Source organism: Stenotrophomonas sp. FR010 (assembly GCF_047520755.2).
Taxonomy (GTDB): Bacteria; Pseudomonadota; Gammaproteobacteria; order Xanthomonadales; family Xanthomonadaceae; genus Stenotrophomonas; species Stenotrophomonas sepilia.
The window spans coordinates 25460-47935 of record NZ_JAXBQT020000004.1 but is presented as its reverse complement, the minus strand read 5'-3'; the positions used below and the strand labels follow the sequence as shown (position 1 = coordinate 47935).

The window sequence follows — 22476 nt, the reverse complement described above, 5'->3', positions numbered from 1 at the left end:
GTTTTTCGTTGTGGGCCACCGAAGCATGTTGAGCCGATTGCGGCCGGGGTCTGAGAATTGCTCGACATTTGTGTGAGGGGATGGGGCATCAACGCTTGTCGTCAGGCCAGTCGACCATCACCGCGCGCCTGACTTGGTCTCAGGCCAGTCCGCTATCAATGGAGAAGGTTGGAAGCGGGCGAGCAGCTAGCGGGGCTTGCCAAGCAGTTGCGCGCGAGGCTTGGTGTCCGCCAGGAAAATTCCCATCCATGCATCCATCACTCTGAAAACATCAATGTCGAATTCTGGAGTTGCAGGATGCTCATGCCACCAGATCAGGCCATCCGAATCACCATGGCTGTCGGCGTTCACTGCGACATAGTCTCCGCCACCGTTCGAGAAGACGGTGATCCAACCTGCCGCAAAAGAGTCGTCTGCCTCATCGACCAGTTCGGAGACCCGTGACTGGTCGCCAAGGCGTTGCGGGCCCATGGAGCGCGCAGGAAAGAAGGTGTAACCGTCGTGCACTTCGCGATAGAAGTCCTGCAGTCTGCTGGGCAGATGCTTGAACTCAAAGGTCTCTGTGGCTGCACCTTCGACGGGCCTTCCACCTACGTAGTAGTAGAGGCAGTTTCCGTCATGAAAGATGTACGCCAATTCAGTTTCATCACCTAGTAGCAGTGCTGTGCCCAGCAGGCAGTCCTTGAATAGTGCAATTGTGGATGGGAACTCATTGGAGAATGAGCGCCAGCCATCAGGAAAGAACGGGGCGACGTGCGGCCTGAGTCCAAAGTTCTCCCAGCTCCTGGGCAGTGCGACATCTTTAGGTACATCATCGGGTGAAAGACATACCTTACGATATGGGAATGTATCGCCAAGGTCCTTGGCAATGTCATCAAGCGTAGTCATTTCATTCTTCCTAAAGCGAACCGGAATCACTCCCTGCAAACTAATCGTTCTGCCGCTCGATAAACTCGTCTGTCTCGAAACTCTGAATAAGCATCTGCTCGGCCTCTTGGCAGTGTACTCATTCCGAATGGCTTGTTGTACGTTGCTATGCTGGGCGGAATGGGTCCATGCAAATAGTCCGAAAAGACGCAGCAAACGCCCATGTTTCGAATCCAATGTGACCGAACATTTATGGGCGACGAGGAAGGGGACGCCAGCCTTTGGAACCGTGCCAGTCATCCGGCGAAGGTTGGTGGGCGCCGGAGGGAACAGCTCAGTTGGCAGAGCGCAACCTTGCCAAGGTTGAGGTCGCGAGTTCGAGTCTCGTTTCCCGCTCCAGATTCAAGAAAAACGCTCCCGCAAGGGGGCGTTTTTCGTTATGCGCGGCGGTACCCGCGCAGATCAATCATTGTCCTGCGCCGTCGCGCGCCAACGCATGCCGGTGATGCGCGCTTCCTCGCGTGCCACCTGGCGGTCCGCGAACCACTCCTGCACATCACCGGCGAAACTCGCCGGGCGTCCCTTGCCCTGCACGCCCTCGGCAATCGAGGCCAGGTTGGAACGTGCCAGTTCTGCGCGCATGGCCTTCTGCGCATTGATCATCACCGCGTGGATGCCGCGTTGACTGCTCAGATTCCTGGCTAGCACGATGCGGTGGGTCGCCTACATGTGGATCGCACTCTCAAGGCGAAGAGTGTCGACGCGGTGTTCGCCACCGGCGACTGCGCGCATGCCGCCACCGATGACGAGGGCAACGTGGCGATGATGTCCTGCCAGCACGCGATGAACCTGGGGCGCCCCACCGGACACAACGCCGCGGCTGACCTGATCGGGGAAGCGAGGATTCCGTATGCGCAGCCCAAGTACGTGACCTGCCTGGACCTGCGGCCGTGGAGTGCTGTCTACACCGAGGGCTGGGATCGCCAGGTAACGCTGTCCGGCGCTGAAGTCAAGGCGCTCAGGACCCGGATCAACACCGAATGGATCTATCCGCCCACGGGTGAGCGTGCGGAGATCCTGGCGTCTGCAGATCCGCTGCGGATTGTGGTGGCCTGACGGCGCAAAGAAGTCCTGCAAGCAACGTTCTCGAACGGGGCGTTGCTTCTGCCCGATAGTGGACGCTGCGATCTCTCTCCACCTGGGATCTCGACATGGTCATCGTTGGTGTCAGCTTTGCGGACGGCACCTACCTGTTGGTCGTCGCACGAAACGGTTGTGGCTGGATGCAAGGTGGACGTCGGTGGCGAGTGAACAACGCAGGCAACTTTGAATGAATTGATCGTAGTGCTCGACAGCTGCGCAGAATGTCGCAAATGGTCAGCTGACATGGCAGAGACCTCGGCGTTGTGCGATATCCAGAGCATCGGTAGCGCTTTCGCAAGCGACCTCTCTCTCACAGTGAGTTCAGCCGGGCTTGCCCCTTGGTACAGTTGCCATTGCTGACGTGATGGGCCAGGAAGAACCAAGAAAGTACGAGTTGATGGAGAAGCTGTGTTGGTGGGCCCCTTGCGCTCAGCTGCTTTTCCATCTGCATATTGACTGCACGGCGCAATGCTCATCGCTCAATGGACGGGCGTTGGCATGCCAGCTTCTTTGATATGAATGGACGCCGAAACCTTCTATTCATCTACATCCGGAGTTCCATAATGATTCGACCGCTGGTTGCCGTCGGGATGCTTGTTTTTTCCGTCAATGCGCATGCGACTCCTCTGGGATATGACAAGCAAGCCGAAGTTTCCCTTATTGATGGGCGGCCTGCGATCTGCCTTCCGAAAAAGGCCCGATCACCTTTCCCCATAGGCTGGGCAACGTTGTCTGAAGCCAGTGATCAGAACGATGGGGTCTGGAGCATTGAACTGAAGGATGGTGCTGCACCATTGATGCTGAAACCCGGTGACTGCTTCTCATATGGGCGTGTGCCCAGCTCATACGCTGTCGAACCCTTGAGAGGAAAGGAGAGAGTGTTGGAATTGCGGCCAGGCTTGGCGTACGTGTTCAGGCTGAATTCTTCTGTGCACTCAGCAGAGGCCTATTCGGTGTTGTTCTGCACTGGCCGGAAGCAGACGGAAGGTCGCGAAATTGAATCCATCAAGAAGGTAGACGACAGGACGAGGCAGTCCTCATGCTGATTCATAAGGTCGGAGTCTGATGCGGCGGTCCTTTCGTAGCGCGCGGTGCTTCGTTGGCTGCGATGCATGGTGCGTGGATCAGTAGCGCTCCCTGACAATCCTTGTCATTTTTCTGATAGAGAGGAGCTTCGATCGGGTCCAGCGTAACGTGTAGGCGAACGCTCACTTCTTTAAGATTCTTACGATCGAGATTGACCTCTTTTCTCCCGTCGCAGATCAGTAACTTCCTCAACTCTTCCTTGGAAGAGCTGCTTCGATGAACGAGTTGCTTGCAGTGCTGGGTGAGTCGAAGCTCCTTGATCCCCGCATTCAGAGAAGTAGCGTCTTCGGTTGCATCTCGGACATGTAGATGGAAGCGGTACTCCCCTGAATTGATTGCGCTCTTTCTAGGTTCGTTCTGGAGTGTTAGTCCGACCGTTTCCAGTGGCAGTTTGCAAGCTCCGATGGAGTAATGCACGGGGATGTCTACATGTGATGGCTTGGATTCATCCGGGCTGGATAGATGAAATGCCTTTGTGACAGATCTCGGGCCGGGGATGTTGCTCACAAAGGAAGTTACTCCGCTGCAGTTCAGATCTTTCGCATCTCGTGGTGCATAGTGTGCGACAAGAGTCATGTGCAGCTGTGCCGGCAGTTGGGCTGTCAAGTTGAATGTTCTCGAAGATGCGCGCGTGGTCGTGGAAAGTGCAATTTCCTTGCTGATGACAGCCGCCGTCCGGCATCCCGATGTGATTAATGCCATCGAAACCAATAGCAGTGAAAGGGTGGTGCGGCTGGTTGCCAAGATGAGAGGTCCTGTCGAGGCCCAATGGGTTGTGCGAAGTGACATTCGATAGTGCTGCCAGAGCGATGGAATCGCGACATTTCGTTATAGATGCTCGAAGTAGGATCAAACATGCAACTAGTTGCAGAATATGCTGAATAGGTAATAATGAATGCATCAGGAGAGTAAGTTGCGTTTCCTGATGAGGTGATGCGCAAAGAGTCGAAGCAGAAAAGCGATCCCGAAACTGAAGACGTTTTCCCGTTGGCAAATTGCATGCTTCATCCCCACTTCACCCACACTCTATCGCCCCTCCATCCGCGCTAGCGAAGCTGCATCTCCGACTCTCCACGGCGATGCCGCAATGCCTCACACTTCCCCCGCCTACGATCACGATGTGGTCATCGTTGGCGCCAGTTTCGCCGGTGCCGCCTGCGCACTGGCTGCTGCCCAGTACGGCCTGCGCGTCTGCGTGCTGGAACGCAAGGCCGACCCCGGCGGGCGGCTGCACACCACCGGCATCGTGGTGAAGGAAGCGATGGAGCAGACCTGGCTGGGGCGCATGCCCGAACATCTGGTGCAACGGGTCGCCAACGTGCGCCTCTATGCGCCGAACCTGCGCAGCGTATTGCTGGCCGCACCGGGTTACTACTTCCTCACCACCGATACGCCGAACCTGATGCGCTGGCTGGCCAGCGAACTGCATGCGAACGGTGTCGACCTGCGCCTGCAGCAGTCCTTCACCGACGCCCATCGCCGCGGTGACGGCTGGCAGGTGGAAGGGGCAGGGAGCTGCGCCTATCTGGTTGGCGCCGATGGCGCGCGCTCACGCGTGGCCCGGCGCACCGGCCTCGGCCAGGTACGTGACAACCTCTACGGCGTAGAACGTGAGTTCGCCGGTCAGCAGGTGGCGCAGGGCGATGCGCTGCATTGCTTCGTCAGCAAGCGCTACGCCCCGGGCTACATCGGCTGGGTCGCCCAGAATCCGAGCGGTCTGCAGGTCGGGTTGGCGCTGCGTCACGATCCGCAACGGGTGCGGCCGCCGGACATTGAGGGTTTCCTCGACCACGTGCGCGGTGTGGTCAACATTCCGCCTTCGGCGCGCCCCTCGGCCACCCGCGCCGGCCTGGTGCCCTGCGGCCGACCGGATGGTCCGATCACTGGCCACCGGCTGATCCTGACCGGCGACGCGGCGGGCATCGTCTCGCCGCTCTCCGCCGGACGTATCCACTCCTCGTGGCGGCATGGCTGGGCGGTCGGCGAGGCGATTGCCCGCCATCTGCGTGGGCAAGGGCCGGAAGCGGAACGGGTGGCGCAGCAGGTGGCGCCGGCGTTCCATGGAAAGCGCCTGCTGCGCTGGGCGATGGATCATCTGCAGGTGGACTGGCCGTTCAACGCGCTGCTGCATACGTCCGCCACGAGGCGCATCGCCGAGCAGATCTATTTCCATCGTCGTGGCGTACGCGCGTGAAGGGTGCCGGCAGGCGTGCCTGGGCGCCGTCCCTCGCTTCCCGTGAAAATTCCTGTTGACGCCGTGCAGCAATATCGACACAATAGCGCTCCTTCGACGCAGGTCGAACGAAATCTGCGGGAATAGCTCAGTTGGTAGAGCGCAACCTTGCCAAGGTTGAGGTCGCGAGTTCGAGTCTCGTTTCCCGCTCCAGATTCATGAAGAACGCTCCCGAAAGGGGGCGTTTTTCATTTGTCATGATGTTGGCGGCAGGGGCCGCTACAGTCGCGCCACGGCATCTTCATAGCGGGCGTGATATCACTCGCCCGGCGTGACGAATCCGAGGTCAGTGTCGCAATCGGAATGGCGGGACGCATCGGTCGTGGGGACGACCGCAGGCGAGGGAAGCGGAGAGCGCGTCAACAAGACGCAATGGCCTGGATGTTGCACCAGCGTTCCGCGCGTCGCATGCACTGAAAGGCTGGCGAAAGGCCAACACCATCGTTGCCTGAACCGCACGCGTGTTGTGACCGTTTTCGGACCAATTCTCCATGTTCGCTCCACAATCGCACGGTAGCCTTCATGCTCCTTCTACACGTTGGCGGGCTGGTGGTCAGGCGTATCACTCCAGTGGCAGTGCCCAGGACCGGGCGCGGACTCTCCCTGCAAGCATTGCTGCGCCCGGGCGCACTGCTGACCAGCCTGGCGCTGGCAGGTTGCATGTCGGTGCCGGCTCCGGACCTGCCTGATCGCACCCCCAGCACCTGGACCCAGGTGCCGCAGGGCCAGGGCGTGGCGGTGGAGGCCAGGCAGTGGTGGAAGGTGCTGGCCGACCCGGCGCTGGACGGCCTGGTCGATCAAGCCATCGCCGGCAACCTTGATCTGCAGCAGGCCACGTTGCGCCTGCAGGCAGTGCGGATCGTCGCCGGCACCTCGGATTCGCGCTTCCTGCCGGAGATCTCGGCCAGCGCCAAGCAGGTACAGGACGCCGCCGCGGTCGACACCTATTTCCATGCGGGCATCGAAGCGATCTGGGACCTGGGCCTGTTCGGCGCCGCCGAGAGTGCCCATCTCAGCGCGCAGGCCTCGGCCGGTAATGCCGAGGCGTTGCGCAATGCCGCACAGGTGGCGGTGATTGCCGACGTGGTGCGCAGCTATCTGGACCTGACCGTAGCGCAGGCCCAGCAGGATCTGCTGGTCAGACAGCAGGCCGTGGATGATCGCGGCGAACAATTGGCACGGGTTCGCCTGCGCCTGCGCCTGGATGAGCCGGGCGAGCTGGAACGCCTGCGCGCGCGCCAGGCGGCGACCCGGGCAGCGACGGCGCAGACCCGCGAAAATGCGGACAACGCGGCCCGCGCGCTGGCGCTGCTGCTGGGGCGTGACGGACCGGATCCCGCCTGGCGCGCGTACCGCGCGCCGCCGAAGCTCGGTACATTCTCGCTGCAGCAGGTCCCTGCGGATCTGCTGCGCCACCGCCCGCAGATCCTGCTGGCCGAATCAGAGGTGATGCAGGCAGCGGCCAGCAAGGGTTCGGCGCGCGCAGCGATGTATCCACGGGTCAGCCTTGGCGGCTCCATCCTGTACGCGTACAACCTCACCCAGAACGCCCGCTCCAATTCCGATTCGAGCCCGTCGATCGGCCCGTACATCGATATTCCGCTATGGGACTGGGGCCAGCGTCGCGCGCGCTTCCATGCCAATGAAAAGCAGCTGGATGCCGCCTTGCTGGGATACCGCAAGGCGGTGCTGGAAGGCGTGAGCGAAGTGGAAGGCGCGCTGGGCAGCCTGGCGCGGCAGGACAGCAGCATCCAGTCGTTGCGCGCGGCCAACGACGCCGCCGGGCAGCAGGTCAAGCGCCAGGCGCGGCAGGTGCAGCTGGGTCTGTCCAGCGAGTTCGATGGACTCGACACGCAACGCGCCGCACTCGCCTCGCAGGCTGATCTGATCGCTGCGCAGGGTGCGCGCGTGCTGGCCTTTGCATCGCTGTACCGCGCCCTCGGCGGCGCCCCGCTGCCTGCCGAGGGTGAGGGCGAACCACAATGATCGCACTCGCCCGCAAGACCCTGGCCTATGAGTGGCGCCGGTTCCTGCCGGTGGTGCTGGCGATGTGTTTTGCCGGTGTGCTGTTGATCGTGCAGGCCGCACTGGTGCTGGGCATCTTCGGTACCGCTGCGATCTATGTGAAAGCGTCCTCGGCTGATATCTGGGCTGGTTTCCCCGGCACCCAGAGTGTGAATTACGGCCATGCAATCAGCGCGGATGTGGAAAGCCATCTGCGCATGGACCCGGATGTCACTCGCGTCGAGCCCTACGAGTGGGTCGATGGCGAATGGCGATCCGGCGCGCAGGGCACCGGCAATGTGTCGGTGTACCTGTCCGGTATCTCCACCCGGGACGATGCGATGATGTTCGCGCGCATCCTCCCTGCCAACCTGCGCGCGCAGCTGCGCGAGCCGGGTGCGGTGATCGTCGATAGCGCCGATCTGGATACGCTGGGCGTGGACCTGCAGAACAACCGTGCCTGGATCAATGGCAAGGCGGTGCGCGTGGTCGCTGCACAACCGGGCCTGCGGGGCCTGGGCGGCGTCAACGTGCTGGCCTCGCTGGATACTGCGCGTGCCATCGCCGGTACCGACCCACATGAGGGCAGTACCTACTTCGTGGCGGGCCTGCGCTCGCCGGACCTGGCCGGTCGTGTGCGTGACCGCTTGTCCGCGTCGATGGGCCGGGCCACGCCGGTCGAGTTCTGGACCGCGCCGGAATTCGCCAGCCGCTCTCAGCAGTACTGGTTGTTCGATACCGGCGCGGGCATCGCGGTGTTGTTCATGGCCGTCATCGTCTGCTTCGTCGGCGCGGTGATCACCAACCAGTCGTTCGCGTCGGTGGTGGCTGGCTCAGTGCGCGAGTACGCCACGCTCAATGCGCTCGGTGCCGGTCGCTACGCGCTGGCGCGGGTGGTGTTCGAGCAGGCCTTGCTGATCGGCGGCGTGGGCATGTTGCTGGCGGCAGCCTTCAGCACGGTGGTGCTGTTGATCGCGCAGACCCAGCGCGTGCCGGTGCAGCTGACACCGATGGTGATCCTCGGCTGCGTGGCGCTGGTGGCGGTGATGGCCATGCTCTCCAGCATCATGGCGGTGCGCAGTGTCGTCCGCTCCGATCCATCGTTGCTGCTGCGTTGAGGACCGGCCGATGACTTCTACACGCGCCGTCGCTCCGACCCTGCGGGCCGACGCATTGGAAAAAGGCTTCATGTCCGGTGATGTGCAGGTGCCGGTGCTGCGCGGCCTGTCGCTGGACATCTATCCCGGCGAGCTGACCCTGGTGTCGGGCCCGTCCGGCTGCGGCAAGAGCACGCTGTTGTCGCTGCTGTCCGGCCTGTCCGCACCCGATGGCGGTCGCGTGCACGCGCTGGGCCAGGACGTGGGCCACATGACCCGCAATGAAGTGGAGCGTTTTCGCCTGCACCATGTCGGCTTCGTGTTCCAGGGCTTCAACCTGTTCCCGGCACTGACTGCGCTGGAACAGGTGCAGCTGCCGCTGGGCTACCGCGGCATGCGCAATCGCGAAAGCGAGCCGCTGGCCCGCAAGGCGCTGGAAGAAGTCGGCCTCGGCCATCGAAGCCACATGCGCCCGGCTCAGCTGTCCGGTGGCGAGAAACAGCGCGTGGCGGTTGCCCGCGCGTTTGCCAAGTCGCCGACCCTGATCTTCGCAGACGAACCCACCAGCGCGCTGGATGCCGAGAACGGCCAGCGCGTGATCGACATCCTGCATCGCTACGCACGTGCGCATGGCGCCACCGTGCTGTGCGTGAGCCACGATCCGCGCCTGATCCGGCATGCCGATCGGGTGATCGCCATGGAAGACGGCATGGTCCGTGATGACCGCCGCCAGAACGAAACCGTAGAGTCCGCCCCATGACCAAGACGTCGCATCTACTTCCCCTCAGCCTGGCCCTGTCCGCGGCACTGCTGCTCGGCGCCTGTTCCAGGGAAGCGCCTACCGCTGCATCGGCCCCCTCAGGCAAGGAGGGTACTGCCGCCGCCGGCAAGGTCGCCGTGGCGCGGGGCATCATTGACGTCGAAGGTGGCCTGATCGCACTGGCGCCGCCGGTGGATGGCTCGATCACTGCAGCGCCGGTGAAGGAAGGCGCCACGGTGAAGAAGGGGCAGTTGCTGCTGTCGCTGGATGGTGCCCTGCTGCAGCAGGAGGTGGCGATGGCCACCGCCGATCTGGCCTTGGCCAATGACCGCCTGAAGGGCAGCCAGGCGCAGCTGCGCGAACTGGAGCGCAGCGCCATCCGTCTGTCCACGGGCGCCAGCGAAGGCGTGTCCTCGAACCAGCAGGCCGATGCGGCCAAACAGCAGTTGGCTGCTGTGCGTGCCGATGTCGACGTGGCCGGTGCGCAGGTCGACATGGCGCAGCACAAGCTGGAGCACGCGAAGCTGAGACTGCAGCAGATGTCGTTGAGCGCGCCGGAAGCCGGCACCGTGGTCGGCCAGGTGCCGGGCGTCGGCGCCTTCGTGCAGGCCGGCAAGCCGGCGATCTCGTTGTTGCCGGCGCGCCCGCTGCAGGTGCGTGCCGAACTCAGCGCCGCCTACGCCGATGCCGTGCAGGTGGGCATGAGGGCTACTGTCGTGCCGGACAGTGATGGTGCGGAGAACATGGGCACGCTGCCGCCTGCACGCGTGGTGCGCATCAGTCCGGTGTTTGCGCAGGCACGCCTGCCTGAAGATGCAGGACGTGGCATGGCCAAGGTGGTGGAGTGCGTGTTGGAGTTCGACGGGCAAGCCAAGGCGCGCTTCGGCCAGCACGTGCGGGTGGAGTTCCGGAAGTAAGCCTCTAGCGCTGCGGCGGGGGAGTCTGTGGTGACCCGCGCCGCCAGAGCGCCCGCCACGCGCTCACCGCCGACACCACGCACAGCGCCAGCAGCAATCCCACGTCCAGCAGCAGCAACCACAGCAGGTGCATGCCTTGTACCGGCGGCTGGTGCATCGCCGACAGCATCCACGGTATCGACCACACCAGCAGCAGGGCGAAGGCGATCAGCAGGCGCAGCCACAGGCGTTTGAGTTTCCACGGGCGCACGATCAGTGCCGCCACCACCAGTTCAACCGTGCCCAGCAACGCGAACACGATGACGGTGCTGGTCGGATAGGGCAGCTGGGCGCCTTCCAGGCGATGCAGCAGCCAGTAGTCCGGAGTGAAGCCAGCATTGACAAGTGCGGCGATCAGCGCCAACCAGGTCAGCGCGACCAGCAACCAGAACAGGCGGACGTAGCGTCTCGGCATCGGGGGTGTCCGTGCTTGGGCGGGGCAGCGTAACCCAGTGCGGACGCCCGTGACCGCATGATGTGAAGACTGTTGACGGCGTGAAGGAATTTGGACACAATAGCGCTCCTTCGACGCAGGTCGAATGGAATCTGCGGGAATAGCTCAGTTGGTAGAGCGCAACCTTGCCAAGGTTGAGGTCGCGAGTTCGAGTCTCGTTTCCCGCTCCAGATTCTACAGGGCCCCGGTAGGGGCCTTGTTTTTCTCCCGCCACGGCAAGGCGGGGCACGTTGGGCCACAAGGCTTTACGCGCAGTCAGAAAAGTGAAATCGCTGGTGTGTTTTCCGGATTTCCGGTAGCATGTCGGCTTACGCGGGAATAGCTCAGTTGGTAGAGCGCAACCTTGCCAAGGTTGAGGTCGCGAGTTCGAGTCTCGTTTCCCGCTCCATGTTCCGACAGGCCCCATCTTGGGGTTTTGTCTTGTCAGGGCTAGGTTCCTGGCGCGCAGTACGTTGGCCTCATGGCAGAGTGGCTATGCACCGGATTGCAAATCCGTTTACAGCGGTTCGATTCCGCTTGAGGCCTCCAATTGAAAAGCCCTGACTCCGGTCAGGGCTTTTTTGTTTTGCTGCGATCAATTCCCCGCTCGCGCGATCACCGCCCGGCAGTCAGTCATGTCAGATGCGGCGGCGCTACACTCGTGTGATGAACCAGATTGATCACTTCCGCGGCGCCTTGCTCGGCCTCGCGTGCGGCGATGCCGTCGGTACCACGCTGGAGTTCAAGCCTCGTGGCAGCTTCACCCCGATCACCGACATGGTAGGTGGTGGGCCTTTCCAGCTGCAGCCGGGGCAATGGACCGACGATACCTCCATGGCGATGTGCCTGGCCGAGAGCCTGGTGCGTTGTGACACCTTCGATGTGCACGATCAGATGAACCGCTACGCCAACTGGTACCGGCATGGGTACTGGAGTGCGACCGGCGAGTGCTTCGATATCGGTATGGCAACGCGGGCTGCCATCGACCGGTTCCTGCAGGACGGCCAACCGCTGGCGGGTAGTGACGACCCACGCAGCGCTGGCAATGGCTCGATCATGCGTTTGGCGCCGGTGGCATTGCGCTACGCCGGGACTCCCGACCTGCAGGCAATGGCCGAGCTGAGTTCGCGAACGACGCACGCTGCGCAGGAGTGCCTGGAGGCGTGCCGCTTGCTGGCGGTCGCGCTGGAGCGGGCGTTGGCAGGTGGCACCCGTGACGCGGTGCTGGATCTCAGCAATGTCCCTGTCGAGAGCGCGCGGCTGCGGCAGATCGCGGCGGGCGGCTACCGCGGTGCCGCGCGTGAGCAGATCCGTGGCAATGGCTATGTTGTCGACAGTCTGGAAGCTGCACTCTGGTGCTTTGATCGCCACGACACCTTTGAAGCCGTCGTACTCGAGGCGGCCAATCTTGGCGAGGACGCCGACACCACGGCCGCCATTGCGGGGCAGCTGGCGGGCGCATTCCATGGTGCGCGCGGAATCCCCGGGCGGTGGTTGCAGCGGCTGGCCCTGCGTGCCGAAATCCAGGCGCTGGGCGATGCGCTGCACGCCTTGAACCAGGGCAGCGACCGCGCTGCGTGAGTCGGGTTCCCTGCCTGTGAACTGCGCCGGCAGGATGCTCCCTGCCGCCGCCATTTCCGACGCCGCGCTGCTTCACCTGCAGCAGTCCGCCACGCCCCGGTCACCAGTCTCAGCGGGCCACGACATGGAAAGGCGCTATGGTCGAGTTCCACGTCTCAGGGAGCCGCAATGGCGAGCAAGGACATCACGCGTCGTTCCAGCCACGGAGCGAAACGGAAATGAGCAAAGTCACGGCAGATGTGCGCTGGTTGACCTTCCGCTTGAAGAACGGGCAATCCATTGGCCCTGATCGGCTGAAGGACGGATGGGTCATCGCCTCGGAAACCGCCCGCTGCGGGGTGCGCCGCGAGCATATCGAAGGGTCGGGCCTGGTGTATGCCCTGTACGCGCCGGCCAACCTGGCCTCACCACGGCGCGCGGAAATGCGCATGCGCGAATTCCTGATGAGCTCGGGCTACACCTTCACGATGGGCACGCTGGGCGGCTGACCTGCGCGTGGGCCGCGATTGCTCAACGCTGCGCGGCCTTCAACGCCTCGATGATCTGCGCGCCGGAGAAGCCACAATGGCCTTCGCCAACGGGCGGCAGCACCTGTGGCAGCGGACGGGCGCCGGCCCGTGCGGCCGTCTGCGGATACACCGTCTGCATGCGCGGCACGATCGTCGGGTCGTTGTTGTTGAACTGGATCACCAGCGGTCGCCTCAACGCACCGCTCAATGCCAGCTCCCTGCGGACAGCGGCCTGCGCGGCAGGCACGGCGTCGACACGTTGCACGCCGGCATTGAACGCCATGTCGTCACCGAAGCCGCTGTAAGCCACACCTGTGTTGCCCACCGGCATGCCGCCACTGCGCGTGGCCAGTTCGTGCAGGACCAGAGCATGCAGGCTGATCGTGCCGGCCAGTGCATCAGCTGACACCTGCAGCCGCTGTGCCAGCAACGCGGCATGTGACGGGCTGCGTTGCAGCGCATTGGAGATGCCCTGGTACAGTTCGCCCTGTGGCAGCGCAGCCGCTTCGCGTGAGACCAGTCCCGCAGCAGGCAGGCCTTCGGCCTTGGCAAAGAAGTAATCGAAAGCGACCAGCGTGGTCAGCAGATCACTCGCGATCTGTTCGCCACTGAGATTGGCGCCGCATAGCGACACACCACCGGCGTAGTGTTGCGGGAACCGCTCGAGGCTGGCGACGGTCACGGCGCCGCCCATCGAAAATCCCAGCATCCAGACATGGCGCACATGCTTGAGTTCAGCCACTGCATGCCGGCGCAGGCGTTCCATGTCGGTGATCGCATCGGCCACCGCCCAGCCCTGGCTGGCATAGGCGCTCTGCGCGACGGCGTAGCCTGCAGCCAGCAGTGGCGCGGTGCCGTCATTGGCGGCCATCGGCGTAGCACGTGGCACGCCTACCGGCTCGTAGCCGTGCGCCAGCATCACCAGGTCACCGTTCCAGTCGGCCGGCACGTCCAGGCGCCACGGCGCGCCCTGCAGCTCGCCGCTCAGCGTGCGTGCCGCCGTTGGCGCTGACGCCAGCAAGGTCGTCGAAGGCAGCAGCAGGCCGAGGGCGAGGGCGCATCGAAGCAGGGCGGGCATCGGGGTCATTCCATGGGGGAATGACCCCGAGCATAGATGCCAGCGAAATGTTGCGCGCGCTGCACTGCCGCAGGAAGGGCGGGCTGGGGGGGCGCCCGCTCCCGGAATTGATCACGTCCGCTACGGGAGGATTCCGATACGATGTGTCGCCTTGATCTCTTTCTACTTTACCCAGGGTCCCGTCATGGTCGACCGGCTCGCCATTCTGCTTGAACGCTTTGCGGTTACCGCCTCGGTGTTCCATGCCGGCGCGCTGTGCGGCATCAACTCGCTGGCGGGCGAGGATGACGCCGGGCAGCTGCACCTGGTGCGACGTGGCCCGCTGCAGGTCAGCCATGGCCAGCAGACCGTCCAGGTCGAGGTGCCGAGCCTGCTGCTGTACCCACGGCCGATGCCGCATCGATTCAGTACCGATCCGCAGCATGGCGCCGACATGGCCTGCGCCAATCTGCATTTCGAGGGCGGGCGGCTCAACCCGATCAGCGCGGCGTTGCCCGATTTCATCTGCCTGCCGCTGGCCGATCTGTACGGCGGCAACGCAGCGCTGGAGCTGCTGTTCGAAGAAGCCTTCGAGCAGCGCTGCGGGCGTGCGGCGATGGTCAACCGGCTGTTCGAGGTGGTGATGATCCAGGTGCTGCGGCAGCTGATGGAAGGGGGCGAGATGCGTGGTGGCCTGTTTGCCGGGCTGGGGCATCCGCGGCTGCGGCTGGCGCTGGTGGCGATGCATGAGGCGCCCGCACAGTCCTGGACCCTGGAAGACCTGGCCGAGGTGGCCGGCATGTCACGCAGCGTCTTTGCTGCCAGTTTCCGTGAGGCGATGGGCACTACCCCGGGCCAGTACCTGCAGGGTTGGCGGGTGGGCCTGGCACAGCAGGCGCTGCGCCAGGGGCGCCCATTGAAGCGGATCGCTGACGACGTCGGCTATGGCAGCGAAGCCGCACTGTCGCGCGCATTCAAGGCACATACCGGACAGTCGCCGCGGGAGTGGCGCGGACAGGCCCGCGCCGGCGCGGGCTGAGCCTCAGCCCAGCACCAGCCGGGCCAGTTTCATGCCACCGAACAGGCCGACCAGGCCCAGTGCCACCGAACCGCCGGCATACAGCGCCGCCAGGCCATGCTGGCCGCGCTGCAGCAGCAGTCCGATTTCCAGCGCGTAGGTGGAAAATGTGGTGTAGCCGCCGAGGACGCCGGTGGCCAGCAGAAGGCGCAACTGCGGCGAGGCGCCATTGCGCAGGGCGAAGGCTTCGACCAGCACGCCCATCAGCAGTGCACCGCTGATGTTGATCAGGAAGGTCGACCATGGCCACGGGCTGCCGACTGATACCCGCGAACCGATCAGGTTGCAGGCATAGCGAAGGCAGGCGCCGAGCCCGCCGCCGATGAAGACCAGCAGATAATTGTTCAATGCGTGCATCACGTGCCTCGGTTGCGGGTTCGCTGATTCGATGGCGAACGCCGACGGCAGGCACGGCCCGCCATCGACGAAGACCGGTTCGTCCTGGCAGGAGCCATCAGCCCTTTCGGGCGGTTATCGGGGGAGCCCCATCCCCATCCGCGACCATGCTACCAGTGGCGGTGCATTCACGTCATCGAGGTCGTCAGCACCCGGATGACCTTGCTGCGGCTGAAGCCGTCCATCAGCAGTTCGAAGGCCAGCAGGTCCAGGGCCGCGTGGCGGCGATGGTCGATCTGCAATCCCTTCTCCTCCACCAGATGGCTGACCAGTTCGTAGGCGTCCTGCCAGACATCCAGGTGGGCCTGGCTGGGGATATAGGTATTGCCCCGCTCACCGACGCCAAGCCCGCTCACGCCGTACAGCAGTTCACGCGCGTCCAGTTTGGCCGCATCGGCGATGCGGAACAGCTGTTCGGCCTTCACATGGGCGGGGCTGACATGGTCGTTGAGCCAGTTGCTGATGGTTGCCGTCGTCGAATCGGCGGCGCGGGCCAGATCGGCCGGGCGAGGGTGCCCGGCTTTCTTCATGGCAATGGCGAGTCGTTGGCCGAGAGTATTCATCTATGCAAGCCAGCTTAACGCGTGGATCGCAAAGTTCCCTTGTTCCAAGAATAAGTCTGGTTAACAGAAGGACCGACCGTGACCGAATTCTGGAGCAAGGGGCAGGTGCGCGCCCGGCTGGGTTTCCGGACCGATGCCGAACTGGCGCGCTTTTTTGGCATAAGCCGATCTGCCGTGTCGCAATGGCCCAAGAACTTCCCGATTCCTGCGCTACGCCAATACATCCTGCATCAGCGCTATCCCAACCTGTTCCCCGCGACTGAGGATACGCAGGGCGAGTAAGCCTCAACTGCGCCGCCTTTTGTCGCATATAGCACCCTAAGCGGCATTTGCTAAGTATGCTTAGCAATATTGGAAACTTCGATGAAACGGGGCTGGCCCATCGATGGCGCCTACCAGGGCGGGACCGGGGAAATCGGGGCAGTGTGTCGGGTCCGACCCATCCGGGCACCCCATCTCCCCGTATGTGGTTTCGTGAACGATTAATAATTTCGATCACGAAAGTCGCGGTATGTAATTGACCTGTCGTGAAATCTATGACTAATTGGGATCAACCGGACGTGAAGCCCGGGAGTCTTTCAGTAGCTCGCAAGTGAGTCGGTAGACCGTCAACGATGCAGAACAAGTCCAACGGAGGTCGTATGGAATACGGCATGCATGGCTTGGCTGAACGGGTACGCCGCGAACTGGAAGCCAGTTATCACAAACACGGATGCGGTCCGGCGTTCTGGGATACCTACCAGCAGGTGCTGGACCGCCTGGTCCCGCAGGGGACCGAGCGTACCGAAGTCACCAATGAAATGGCGCTGATCATCGAGCAGCTGGGCATCGTCCGACGTGCGCAGCTGGTGCCGCCGCACGCCAACGGGCCGCGTTGATCCGTTGATTCAAAGCAGGCGCCAGGCGCCGCAGGCCAACAGCGCCAGCAGCATCGACAGCAGTGCCAGGGTCCGCGGTCGCCACCATTGCCGCGGTTGCCCGGCCATGGCCTGCGGACTGCAGTAGCGCACCAGCCCCGGGCCGAAACCGGCCTGGTGCTGCTGCTGCGAGCAGGCCTCCAGGCAGGCGCCGCAGGCCAGGCAATCGGCCTGAGGTCCCTGGCGGATATCCAGTTGCATCGGGCAGGCGCTGACACAGGCAGCGCAATCGGTGCAGTCGCCCAGGCGGTCGGCGCTGAAGGTGGGCATCGGTCCGGCCAGCAGCGGGTGTGCAGCGCGGAACACGTAGTCCTGCGCGGTGGTCGGATCGAGCAGGCCACGGCCGCGTCCGAGCACGCCCCCCAGCCCCGACGGACGCATGCCGCGCGGTTCGCCGCGGCGCGCGTCGTACAACATGCGCGGTGTATGCGGATCGGTCAGCAGCGGCTGCAGACGCGCGAACGGGCACAGCGAACGGCACACCTGCTCGCGCAGGAAGCCGGCATTGCCCCAGGTGGCGGCGGCATAGAACAGCACCCAGAACGTTTCCCAGCCGCTCCAGCCGGCATGCGGCGCGGCGACCACCAGTTCTTCGATCGGGCTGAACAGACCGACGAACGTGATGCCGGTCCACAGCGACAGCAGCCCCCATGCCAGCTGGGTGGCAGGGCCCACGACGGGCGCTGGCAAAGCCCGGGCCATGGCGCGCGCAATCCAGTCGAAGGCGCGGCGCCATAGCGTCTGCGGGCAGGCGTGGCCGCACCAGATGCGGCCGGCGAGGTGGGTGAGCAGCGCGAGGCCGACCGCCAGCACCGCCAGCAACCCGATCAGCACGCCGACATCGCTGGGCCACAATGTCCAGCCAAACAGGTCAAAGCGCCGCGCGTTGATGTCCAGCAGCAGGGCCTGCCGCCCATTCCAGCGCAGCCATGGCAGGGCATAGAACAAGGCCAGCAAGAGCATGCTGAGCGCGCCGCGCCAATGCCAGCGGCGTGGGATTCCGGTGCAGGGCGTGCTCATCCCAGCGGCAGCTCGTCGTCGTCGTCGCTTGGCATCGGTCGCTGCAGGTACCAGGTGACCGCGCTGGACAGTGCGGTCACCGACCAGAACATGAAGAATCCTGCCGTATAGCCCAGTTCGCGGCTGATCGCCGTACCCGGAAAGCTGATCGCCTGCAGACGCAGCGGGTCGACAAAGGCGAAGAACACCACGCTGGCCAGGCCTGCAGCGATGAAGCTGGGCCAGAGGATGGCGCCCCAGTGCTGGATCAGCTGCTGGCGGCGGCTGGGAGAGGGTCTGTTCATGCTGTCCCGGATCGGAATGAGGGCGGCGCGTATACTCCGCCGAGGCTGGCGCAGCATCCGCAGGGCATGCTTCCTGCACGCGTGCCAGCCTAGGTGCAGCGGACTGCGCCGACATTGATCTGGATCAACGGCGGTGCCGGCCGGCTACGGCACACTGCCGGCAAGCTTTGGGTGCCCCGATGAACGCAACGCCGCCGCCCGTCCTGCCCGTCGCCTCGCCCGGGTTGTGCACTGAGCAGGAAGTGACCCGCCTGGTCCACGACTTCTATGCGCGCGTGCGCGAGGAAGAGCGGTTGGGGGCTGTGTTCGAGGCACACGTCCGCGACTGGCCGGAACACCTGGCGCAGCTGGTCGATTTCTGGTCGGCAATGCTGCGCGGTACGCGCCGCTTCAAGGGCTCGCCGATGTCCAAGCACATGGCCATCGAGCTGGACAAGGACCTGTTCGACCGCTGGCTGGTGCTGTTCCGGATCACCACCGCCGAGTGCGGCAACCCGCCCATGCAGGCGCTGGCCAACGACGTCGCCGCGCGCATCGGTGACACCTTCTGGAAGCGCTACCAGATGCTGCGCTGGCCGCAGGTCGGCCTGCCGGTGCTGGGAATCCCCACCCGCGATTGATCTGGGTCAAGGCGGTGGCGTCCGCCCGGCGCGATGCTGGCGGCATGGACACGTTCTCTCCCGCCGCCGGTGGCCTGGCCTGGACCTTCGACCCCGACCTGCTGCGCCGGCATGACCGGCCCGGGCCGCGCTACACCTCGTATCCGACCGCGCCTCATTTCCACGATGGCTTCGATGCGCCGGCACTGCGCCGGGCAATCGCCGACAGCAACCAGCTGGCCCGCGCGCTGTCGCTGTACGTGCATGTGCCGTTCTGCTCCAGCCCCTGCTTCTACTGCGGCTGCAACCGGGTGATCACCCGCGACCGCGGCCGTGGCCACAGCTACGTCGCGCGCGTGCTGGCCGAGGCCGACCTGCTGGCGCCGCAGTTCGAGGACGGCCGTGAGGTCATCCAGCTGCACCTGGGCGGGGGCACGCCGAACTTCCTCGAGGCCGAGGCGATGACCACGCTGGTGGAAGGACTGCGCCGGCGCTTTGATTTCAGCGATTCGCCGCAGCGCGATTTCTCGATCGAACTCGATCCGCGCTTCATCGATACCCGCGATGTCGCCATGCTGGCGCGGCTGGGCTTCAACCGCGCCAGCCTGGGCGTGCAGGATTTCGACCCACAGGTACAGGAAGCGATCAACCGCGTGCAGGGCGTGCAGCAGACGCTGGACATCCTGCAGGCCTGCCGCGACAGCGGCATGCGTTCGGTCAACGTCGACCTGATCTATGGGCTGCCGGGACAGAGCCTGGAAGGGTTTGGCCGCACCCTGGAACGGGTGCTGGCATTGCGCCCGGATCGCCTGGCGGTGTACGGCTACGCACACCTGCCGCATCTTTTCCGCGCACAGAAGCAGATCGACGAACGCCGCTTGCCTTCGCCGGAAGACAAGCTGGCGCTGCTGGGCCTGGCGGTGGAGAAACTCTCTGCGGCCGGCTACCAGTACATCGGCATGGATCACTTCGCATTGCCGGAAGAAGATCTGTCACGTGCGCAGCGCGCCGGGCAGTTGCATCGCAATTTCATGGGCTATACCACCCACGCCGACACCGATCTGCTCGGCCTGGGCGTGAGTGCGATCAGCCACATCGGTGCCACCTACAGCCAGAATCCGCGCGACCTGCCGTCGTGGGAGGATGCCGTGGACCAGGGGCAGTTGCCGGTGTGGCGCGGCGTGGCGCTCAGCGCCGACGACCAGCTGCGCGCAGAACTCATCCAGCAGCTGATGTGCCAGGGCGAGGTGGACGGTGCGGTGCTGGGCCAGCGCCATGGCGTGGATTTCGAGCAGTACTTCGCCGAAGACCTGCGTTCGGTGCAGCGGCTGCAGGAAGACGGCCTCGCCGAGTACCGTGACGGTGTAGTGCGCGCCAGCGAGCCTGGACGGCCGTTGCTGCGGCTGCTGGCGATGTGCTTCGACCCGTACCTGCGTGCCGCCTGCGAGCAGCCGCGCTACTCGCGTGCAATCTGACGTTCGTCGTGAAAAGTGCGATGGTGCCCGGAGCCGGAATCGAACCGGCATGGGGTTGCCCCCGGCGGATTTTAAGCCTGAGCATGGCATCCGCACCGGGCTAACGCTGGGCTTGGATGAGGCTTGCTGTAGCAGGTTTTCCCCGAGGCCAATGACTTCCATCATATCCCGGTACGCGATGCAAACCGCCCCGGTCCCCTTCCGCCCGGCTCCTAGTCGGCTCCTGGAATCGGTGCCTTTCAGGAGCACCTCATGGCAAAGATCAAACTCACCAAGTCCGTCGTTGACACGGCGCAGGCGCAGACCTGCGACGTGGAACTCCGTGACACGCTCATTCCAGGCTTCTTATGCAAGGTTACACCAACCGGCCGCAAGGTATTCATGGTTCAGTACCGCACAAATTCCGGCGTGCGGCGCAAGCCGGCACTCGGTCAATTCGGCGAGCTGACGGTCGAACAAGCCCGGTCGCTGGCGCAAGACTGGCTGGCCGAAGTCCGGCGCGGCGGCGACCCTGGCCACGACAAGGCCGAAGCCCGCAAGGCACCGACGGTCAAGGAGCTGTGCGGCCGGTTCATGGATGACCATTCCAAGCCGCACAACAAGCCCAGCACGCAGGCCGGCTACCAGTACCAGATCGACAGCTTCATCATCCCGGCCTTCGGCAGCAAGAAGGCTCACGAGGTCACGCGCCACGACATCACCGCACTGATGAAGCGCATGGAGAAGTCGCCCACCCAGGCCAACCGCGTGTTGTCGCTCGTCCGAAAGATGTTCAACCTGGCCGAACTGTGGGGCTATCGGCCCGACGGCTCCAATCCCTGCCGCCACGTGCCCAAGTACCCAGAAAAGGGTTCGACCCGGCTCATCACCGACGAACAGATGACCAAGCTGTTCGCCTATCTGGAGAAAGCCGAGGCCGAAGGCTTGGAGCATCCCATCCACTTGCTGGCCGTCCGGCTGCAATTCGAGTTCGCGGCGCGCATGTCGGAAATCTTGCTGCTGCAATGGGATTGGCTCAACCTGCCCAACGGCCGGGTGGTCTGGCCGGACAGCAAGACCGGCGATATGTCCAAGCCGTTGAGCGAGGAAGCCCGCCGGCGGTTGACCAAGGCCCCCCGCTACGGCGATTCGCCCTATGTCTGCCCGGCGATCCTCGACCACAGCAAGCCCCTCAGCACCCATACCTACTATCAGGCTTGGCGGCGCATCCTTGACCGTGCCGGGGTGCCGAAGGTCGGCACCCACGGCATCCGCCACCGCTCGGCGACGGACATTGCCAATTCCGGTGTGCCGCTCAAGGTCGGCATGGCGCTGACGGCACACAAGACCGTGGCGATGTTCATGCGCTACGTCCATACCGAGGACGATCCGGTGCGGCAAGCGGCCGAACTGGTGGCGGCCCGGCGCAAGACGATCACGGGTGCGCAGCGCCCGGCAGAGTTAGAAGCATAAGAAGGACACTGCCCACTGCGGTTGCGCGGGGATCTGCCGCAGCCTGCCAACAAGGAAATCCGAGACAGTGTCTCGGAAATGTGGGCACCGGCTCGCCCCTTCATCCTTGACTTTCATTCGTCTATAAACGAAACTGACCATGTACCGAATCGAGCACTACCTCACGGCCGACGGCCAGAAGGATCTCTACACCGACTGGCTACGGCGCTTGCGTGATGCCCAAGCCAAGGTGGCGGTCATCCGTCGCGTGGCCCGTGTCGAGCAAGGCAACTTCGGTGACCACAAGTTTTGCCGCGATGGCGTGTGGGAGCTACGCATCGACGTGGGGCCAGGCTATCGGGTGTATTACGGCTTGGCGGGCCAGCGGCTGGTGCTGCTGCTGTGCGGTGGCGACAAGCGCACGCAGGATGCGGACATTGACCGGGCGGTGGACTATTGGCAGGACTGGCAACGGAGAACCGACGAATGAGAAGCAGACCCCATGACGAGGCGATGGCCGAGCTGTACCGCAGCGATCCAGCGCTCGCACTGGAAGTCATCAACAACATCTTAGCCGATGGCGACCAGGCCGAGCTGATGACCGTGCTGCGCCAGCTTGCACAGGCAGTCGGTGGCGTGCAGGCGGTGGCCGAACAGGCTCACCTGAACCCGACTCAGCTTTACCGCACGCTGTCGCCGAAGGGCAATCCCGCCCTGAACAGCCTGACCGCCATCCTCAAGGCGATGGGCCTGCGCTTGGCGGTGCAGCCGCTGCCTTCGCCTCCGTCCGCGCACGTGACTTGACCCTCGGCGGGAAAGCGCCCGCCGATTCTCGTATCACTGATACGACAATTTCTCCCGTTCATGCCCTGGTGTCAGCTTGGGCGTCCCGGCGCGCCGCCGGCGCGCTGTCTTGCTGCACATCAGGCCTCGCTGTGCGAGTCTCGCCCCCAGCGGGCTTCTCCATCGTCGGCAAGTTCGACTCAC

26 protein-coding genes, 4 tRNA genes and 1 riboswitch are annotated in these 22476 nt (G+C 63.9%); of the genes, 21 read left to right on the top strand and 9 right to left on the bottom strand.

What is annotated here, in order from left to right; translation table 11 throughout:
• Positions 1-186 precede the first annotated feature (186 nt).
• Both ACM0PK_RS05005 and ACM0PK_RS05000 read right to left on the bottom strand, forming a co-directional pair.
• The gene (locus ACM0PK_RS05005) at positions 187-888 is read right to left on the bottom strand and encodes an SMI1/KNR4 family protein (RefSeq protein WP_146205506.1); all 702 of its coding nucleotides are present in this window, start codon (positions 886-888) and stop codon (positions 187-189) included.
• 441 nt (positions 889-1329) lie between these two features.
• Positions 1330-1509, bottom strand: coding sequence for a hypothetical protein (locus tag ACM0PK_RS05000; RefSeq protein WP_134970126.1), 180 nt, complete (start codon positions 1507-1509; stop codon positions 1330-1332).
• Positions 1510-1596: 87 nt separating this feature from the next.
• Between ACM0PK_RS05000 and ACM0PK_RS04995 the strand changes: the two genes are divergently transcribed.
• Together ACM0PK_RS04995 and ACM0PK_RS04990 are read left to right on the top strand one after the other, a co-directional pair.
• Complete coding sequence (locus ACM0PK_RS04995; RefSeq protein WP_219992811.1) at positions 1597-1983, top strand: NAD(P)/FAD-dependent oxidoreductase; 387 nt, start codon at positions 1597-1599, stop codon at positions 1981-1983.
• Between the two features lie 590 nt (positions 1984-2573).
• Entirely contained in the window at positions 2574-3056 is a 483-nt protein-coding gene (locus ACM0PK_RS04990) for a hypothetical protein (protein ID WP_146205507.1), read from the top strand.
• A 1-nt stretch (position 3057) separates the two neighbouring features.
• Here the strand turns inward: ACM0PK_RS04990 and ACM0PK_RS04985 are convergent, their stop codons facing one another.
• On the bottom strand, positions 3058-3840 hold the full coding sequence (locus tag ACM0PK_RS04985) for a hypothetical protein (protein ID WP_414607991.1): 783 nt from the start codon (positions 3838-3840) through the stop codon (positions 3058-3060).
• A 343-nt stretch (positions 3841-4183) separates the two neighbouring features.
• On the opposite strand from ACM0PK_RS04985, the gene ACM0PK_RS04980 reads away from it, so the two are divergent.
• The 6 genes from ACM0PK_RS04980 to ACM0PK_RS04955 all read left to right on the top strand — a co-directional run bounded on the left by ACM0PK_RS04980 (position 4184) and on the right by ACM0PK_RS04955 (position 10107).
• Positions 4184-5290: an NAD(P)/FAD-dependent oxidoreductase gene (locus tag ACM0PK_RS04980; protein WP_134970128.1), complete on the top strand. Its 1107-nt coding sequence runs from the start codon at positions 4184-4186 to the stop codon at positions 5288-5290.
• Between the two features lie 116 nt (positions 5291-5406).
• Positions 5407-5482: transfer RNA gene (locus ACM0PK_RS04975), tRNA-Gly, on the top strand.
• Positions 5483-5851: 369 nt separating this feature from the next.
• Positions 5852-7315: an efflux transporter outer membrane subunit gene (locus ACM0PK_RS04970; protein WP_109813814.1), complete on the top strand. Its 1464-nt coding sequence runs from the start codon at positions 5852-5854 to the stop codon at positions 7313-7315.
• Positions 7312-8451, top strand: a complete 1140-nt coding sequence (locus ACM0PK_RS04965) for an ABC transporter permease (RefSeq protein ID WP_005415989.1) — start codon at positions 7312-7314, stop codon at positions 8449-8451. Before ACM0PK_RS04970 ends, ACM0PK_RS04965 begins: the two co-directional genes overlap by 4 nt.
• A gap of 10 nt (positions 8452-8461) precedes the next feature.
• A complete protein-coding gene (locus tag ACM0PK_RS04960; protein ID WP_032954076.1) occupies positions 8462-9190 on the top strand; it encodes an ABC transporter ATP-binding protein in 729 nt (242 codons plus the stop codon).
• Positions 9187-10107, top strand: a complete 921-nt coding sequence (locus ACM0PK_RS04955) for an HlyD family secretion protein (RefSeq protein ID WP_065186117.1) — start codon at positions 9187-9189, stop codon at positions 10105-10107. Before ACM0PK_RS04960 ends, ACM0PK_RS04955 begins: the two co-directional genes overlap by 4 nt.
• Before the next feature lie 4 nt (positions 10108-10111).
• Here the strand turns inward: ACM0PK_RS04955 and ACM0PK_RS04950 are convergent, their stop codons facing one another.
• Positions 10112-10561: a hypothetical protein gene (locus ACM0PK_RS04950; RefSeq protein ID WP_065179822.1), complete on the bottom strand. Its 450-nt coding sequence runs from the start codon at positions 10559-10561 to the stop codon at positions 10112-10114.
• A 133-nt stretch (positions 10562-10694) separates the two neighbouring features.
• Here ACM0PK_RS04950 and ACM0PK_RS04945 point away from each other — a divergent pair.
• From ACM0PK_RS04945 to ACM0PK_RS04925, 5 genes are all read left to right on the top strand, one after another.
• Positions 10695-10770 (top strand) — tRNA-Gly (locus ACM0PK_RS04945).
• 142 nt (positions 10771-10912) lie between these two features.
• Positions 10913-10988 (top strand) — tRNA-Gly (locus ACM0PK_RS04940).
• A gap of 66 nt (positions 10989-11054) precedes the next feature.
• Positions 11055-11128, top strand: a tRNA-Cys gene (locus tag ACM0PK_RS04935).
• Between the two features lie 117 nt (positions 11129-11245).
• Positions 11246-12160 carry an ADP-ribosylglycohydrolase family protein gene (locus ACM0PK_RS04930; protein WP_414607960.1) on the top strand — a complete coding sequence of 305 codons (915 nt, stop codon included), beginning with the start codon at positions 11246-11248 and terminating at the stop codon, positions 12158-12160.
• Between the two features lie 218 nt (positions 12161-12378).
• Positions 12379-12648, top strand: a complete 270-nt coding sequence (locus tag ACM0PK_RS04925; protein ID WP_005415995.1) for a hypothetical protein — start codon at positions 12379-12381, stop codon at positions 12646-12648.
• 22 nt (positions 12649-12670) lie between these two features.
• On the opposite strand, the gene ACM0PK_RS04920 is transcribed toward ACM0PK_RS04925, so the two are convergent.
• Positions 12671-13747, bottom strand: a complete 1077-nt coding sequence (locus tag ACM0PK_RS04920; RefSeq protein ID WP_065195793.1) for an alpha/beta hydrolase family protein — start codon at positions 13745-13747, stop codon at positions 12671-12673.
• A 184-nt stretch (positions 13748-13931) separates the two neighbouring features.
• Between ACM0PK_RS04920 and ACM0PK_RS04915 the strand changes: the two genes are divergently transcribed.
• Positions 13932-14765, top strand: coding sequence for an AraC family transcriptional regulator (locus ACM0PK_RS04915; RefSeq protein WP_005415997.1), 834 nt, complete (start codon positions 13932-13934; stop codon positions 14763-14765).
• 3 nt (positions 14766-14768) lie between these two features.
• On the opposite strand, the gene crcB is transcribed toward ACM0PK_RS04915, so the two are convergent.
• Both crcB and ACM0PK_RS04905 read right to left on the bottom strand, forming a co-directional pair.
• Positions 14769-15161, bottom strand: a complete 393-nt coding sequence (crcB, locus tag ACM0PK_RS04910) for a fluoride efflux transporter CrcB (RefSeq protein ID WP_111202146.1) — start codon at positions 15159-15161, stop codon at positions 14769-14771.
• Positions 15162-15242: 81 nt separating this feature from the next.
• Positions 15243-15306: riboswitch (Fluoride riboswitch) on the bottom strand.
• 22 nt (positions 15307-15328) lie between these two features.
• Positions 15329-15730, bottom strand: a complete 402-nt coding sequence (locus ACM0PK_RS04905; RefSeq protein ID WP_061478466.1) for a helix-turn-helix domain-containing protein — start codon at positions 15728-15730, stop codon at positions 15329-15331.
• Positions 15731-15841: 111 nt separating this feature from the next.
• Between ACM0PK_RS04905 and ACM0PK_RS04900 the strand changes: the two genes are divergently transcribed.
• Positions 15842-16045 carry a helix-turn-helix domain-containing protein gene (locus ACM0PK_RS04900; RefSeq protein WP_005416000.1) on the top strand — a complete coding sequence of 68 codons (204 nt, stop codon included), beginning with the start codon at positions 15842-15844 and terminating at the stop codon, positions 16043-16045.
• A 359-nt stretch (positions 16046-16404) separates the two neighbouring features.
• Positions 16405-16641: a hypothetical protein gene (locus ACM0PK_RS04895; protein WP_005416001.1), complete on the top strand. Its 237-nt coding sequence runs from the start codon at positions 16405-16407 to the stop codon at positions 16639-16641.
• Positions 16642-16650: 9 nt separating this feature from the next.
• Here ACM0PK_RS04895 and ACM0PK_RS04890 read toward each other — a convergent pair whose 3' ends face one another.
• Together ACM0PK_RS04890 and ACM0PK_RS04885 are read right to left on the bottom strand one after the other, a co-directional pair.
• Positions 16651-17700, bottom strand: a complete 1050-nt coding sequence (locus ACM0PK_RS04890) for a 4Fe-4S dicluster domain-containing protein (RefSeq protein WP_111202145.1) — start codon at positions 17698-17700, stop codon at positions 16651-16653.
• Entirely contained in the window at positions 17697-17984 is a 288-nt protein-coding gene (locus ACM0PK_RS04885; protein WP_014036651.1) for a hypothetical protein, read from the bottom strand. Before ACM0PK_RS04885 ends, ACM0PK_RS04890 begins: the two co-directional genes overlap by 4 nt.
• Before the next feature lie 179 nt (positions 17985-18163).
• Here ACM0PK_RS04885 and ACM0PK_RS04880 point away from each other — a divergent pair, with 179 nt between their 5' ends.
• The 5 genes from ACM0PK_RS04880 to ACM0PK_RS04860 all read left to right on the top strand — a co-directional run bounded on the left by ACM0PK_RS04880 (position 18164) and on the right by ACM0PK_RS04860 (position 22293).
• Positions 18164-18604: a group III truncated hemoglobin gene (locus tag ACM0PK_RS04880; protein ID WP_111202143.1), complete on the top strand. Its 441-nt coding sequence runs from the start codon at positions 18164-18166 to the stop codon at positions 18602-18604.
• Between the two features lie 44 nt (positions 18605-18648).
• Positions 18649-20058 (top strand): oxygen-independent coproporphyrinogen III oxidase, encoded by a 1410-nt coding sequence (gene hemN / locus ACM0PK_RS04875; protein WP_072166936.1) that lies wholly within the window; start codon positions 18649-18651, stop codon positions 20056-20058.
• A gap of 252 nt (positions 20059-20310) precedes the next feature.
• Complete coding sequence (locus tag ACM0PK_RS04870; protein WP_414607959.1) at positions 20311-21510, top strand: tyrosine-type recombinase/integrase; 1200 nt, start codon at positions 20311-20313, stop codon at positions 21508-21510.
• Between the two features lie 139 nt (positions 21511-21649).
• Positions 21650-21979: a type II toxin-antitoxin system RelE/ParE family toxin gene (locus ACM0PK_RS04865; protein ID WP_197540956.1), complete on the top strand. Its 330-nt coding sequence runs from the start codon at positions 21650-21652 to the stop codon at positions 21977-21979.
• The gene (locus tag ACM0PK_RS04860; protein WP_414607958.1) at positions 21976-22293 is read left to right on the top strand and encodes a helix-turn-helix domain-containing transcriptional regulator; all 318 of its coding nucleotides are present in this window, start codon (positions 21976-21978) and stop codon (positions 22291-22293) included. The genes ACM0PK_RS04865 and ACM0PK_RS04860 overlap by 4 nt, the downstream gene beginning before the upstream one ends.
• The last annotated feature ends 183 nt before the right edge of the window (positions 22294-22476 follow it).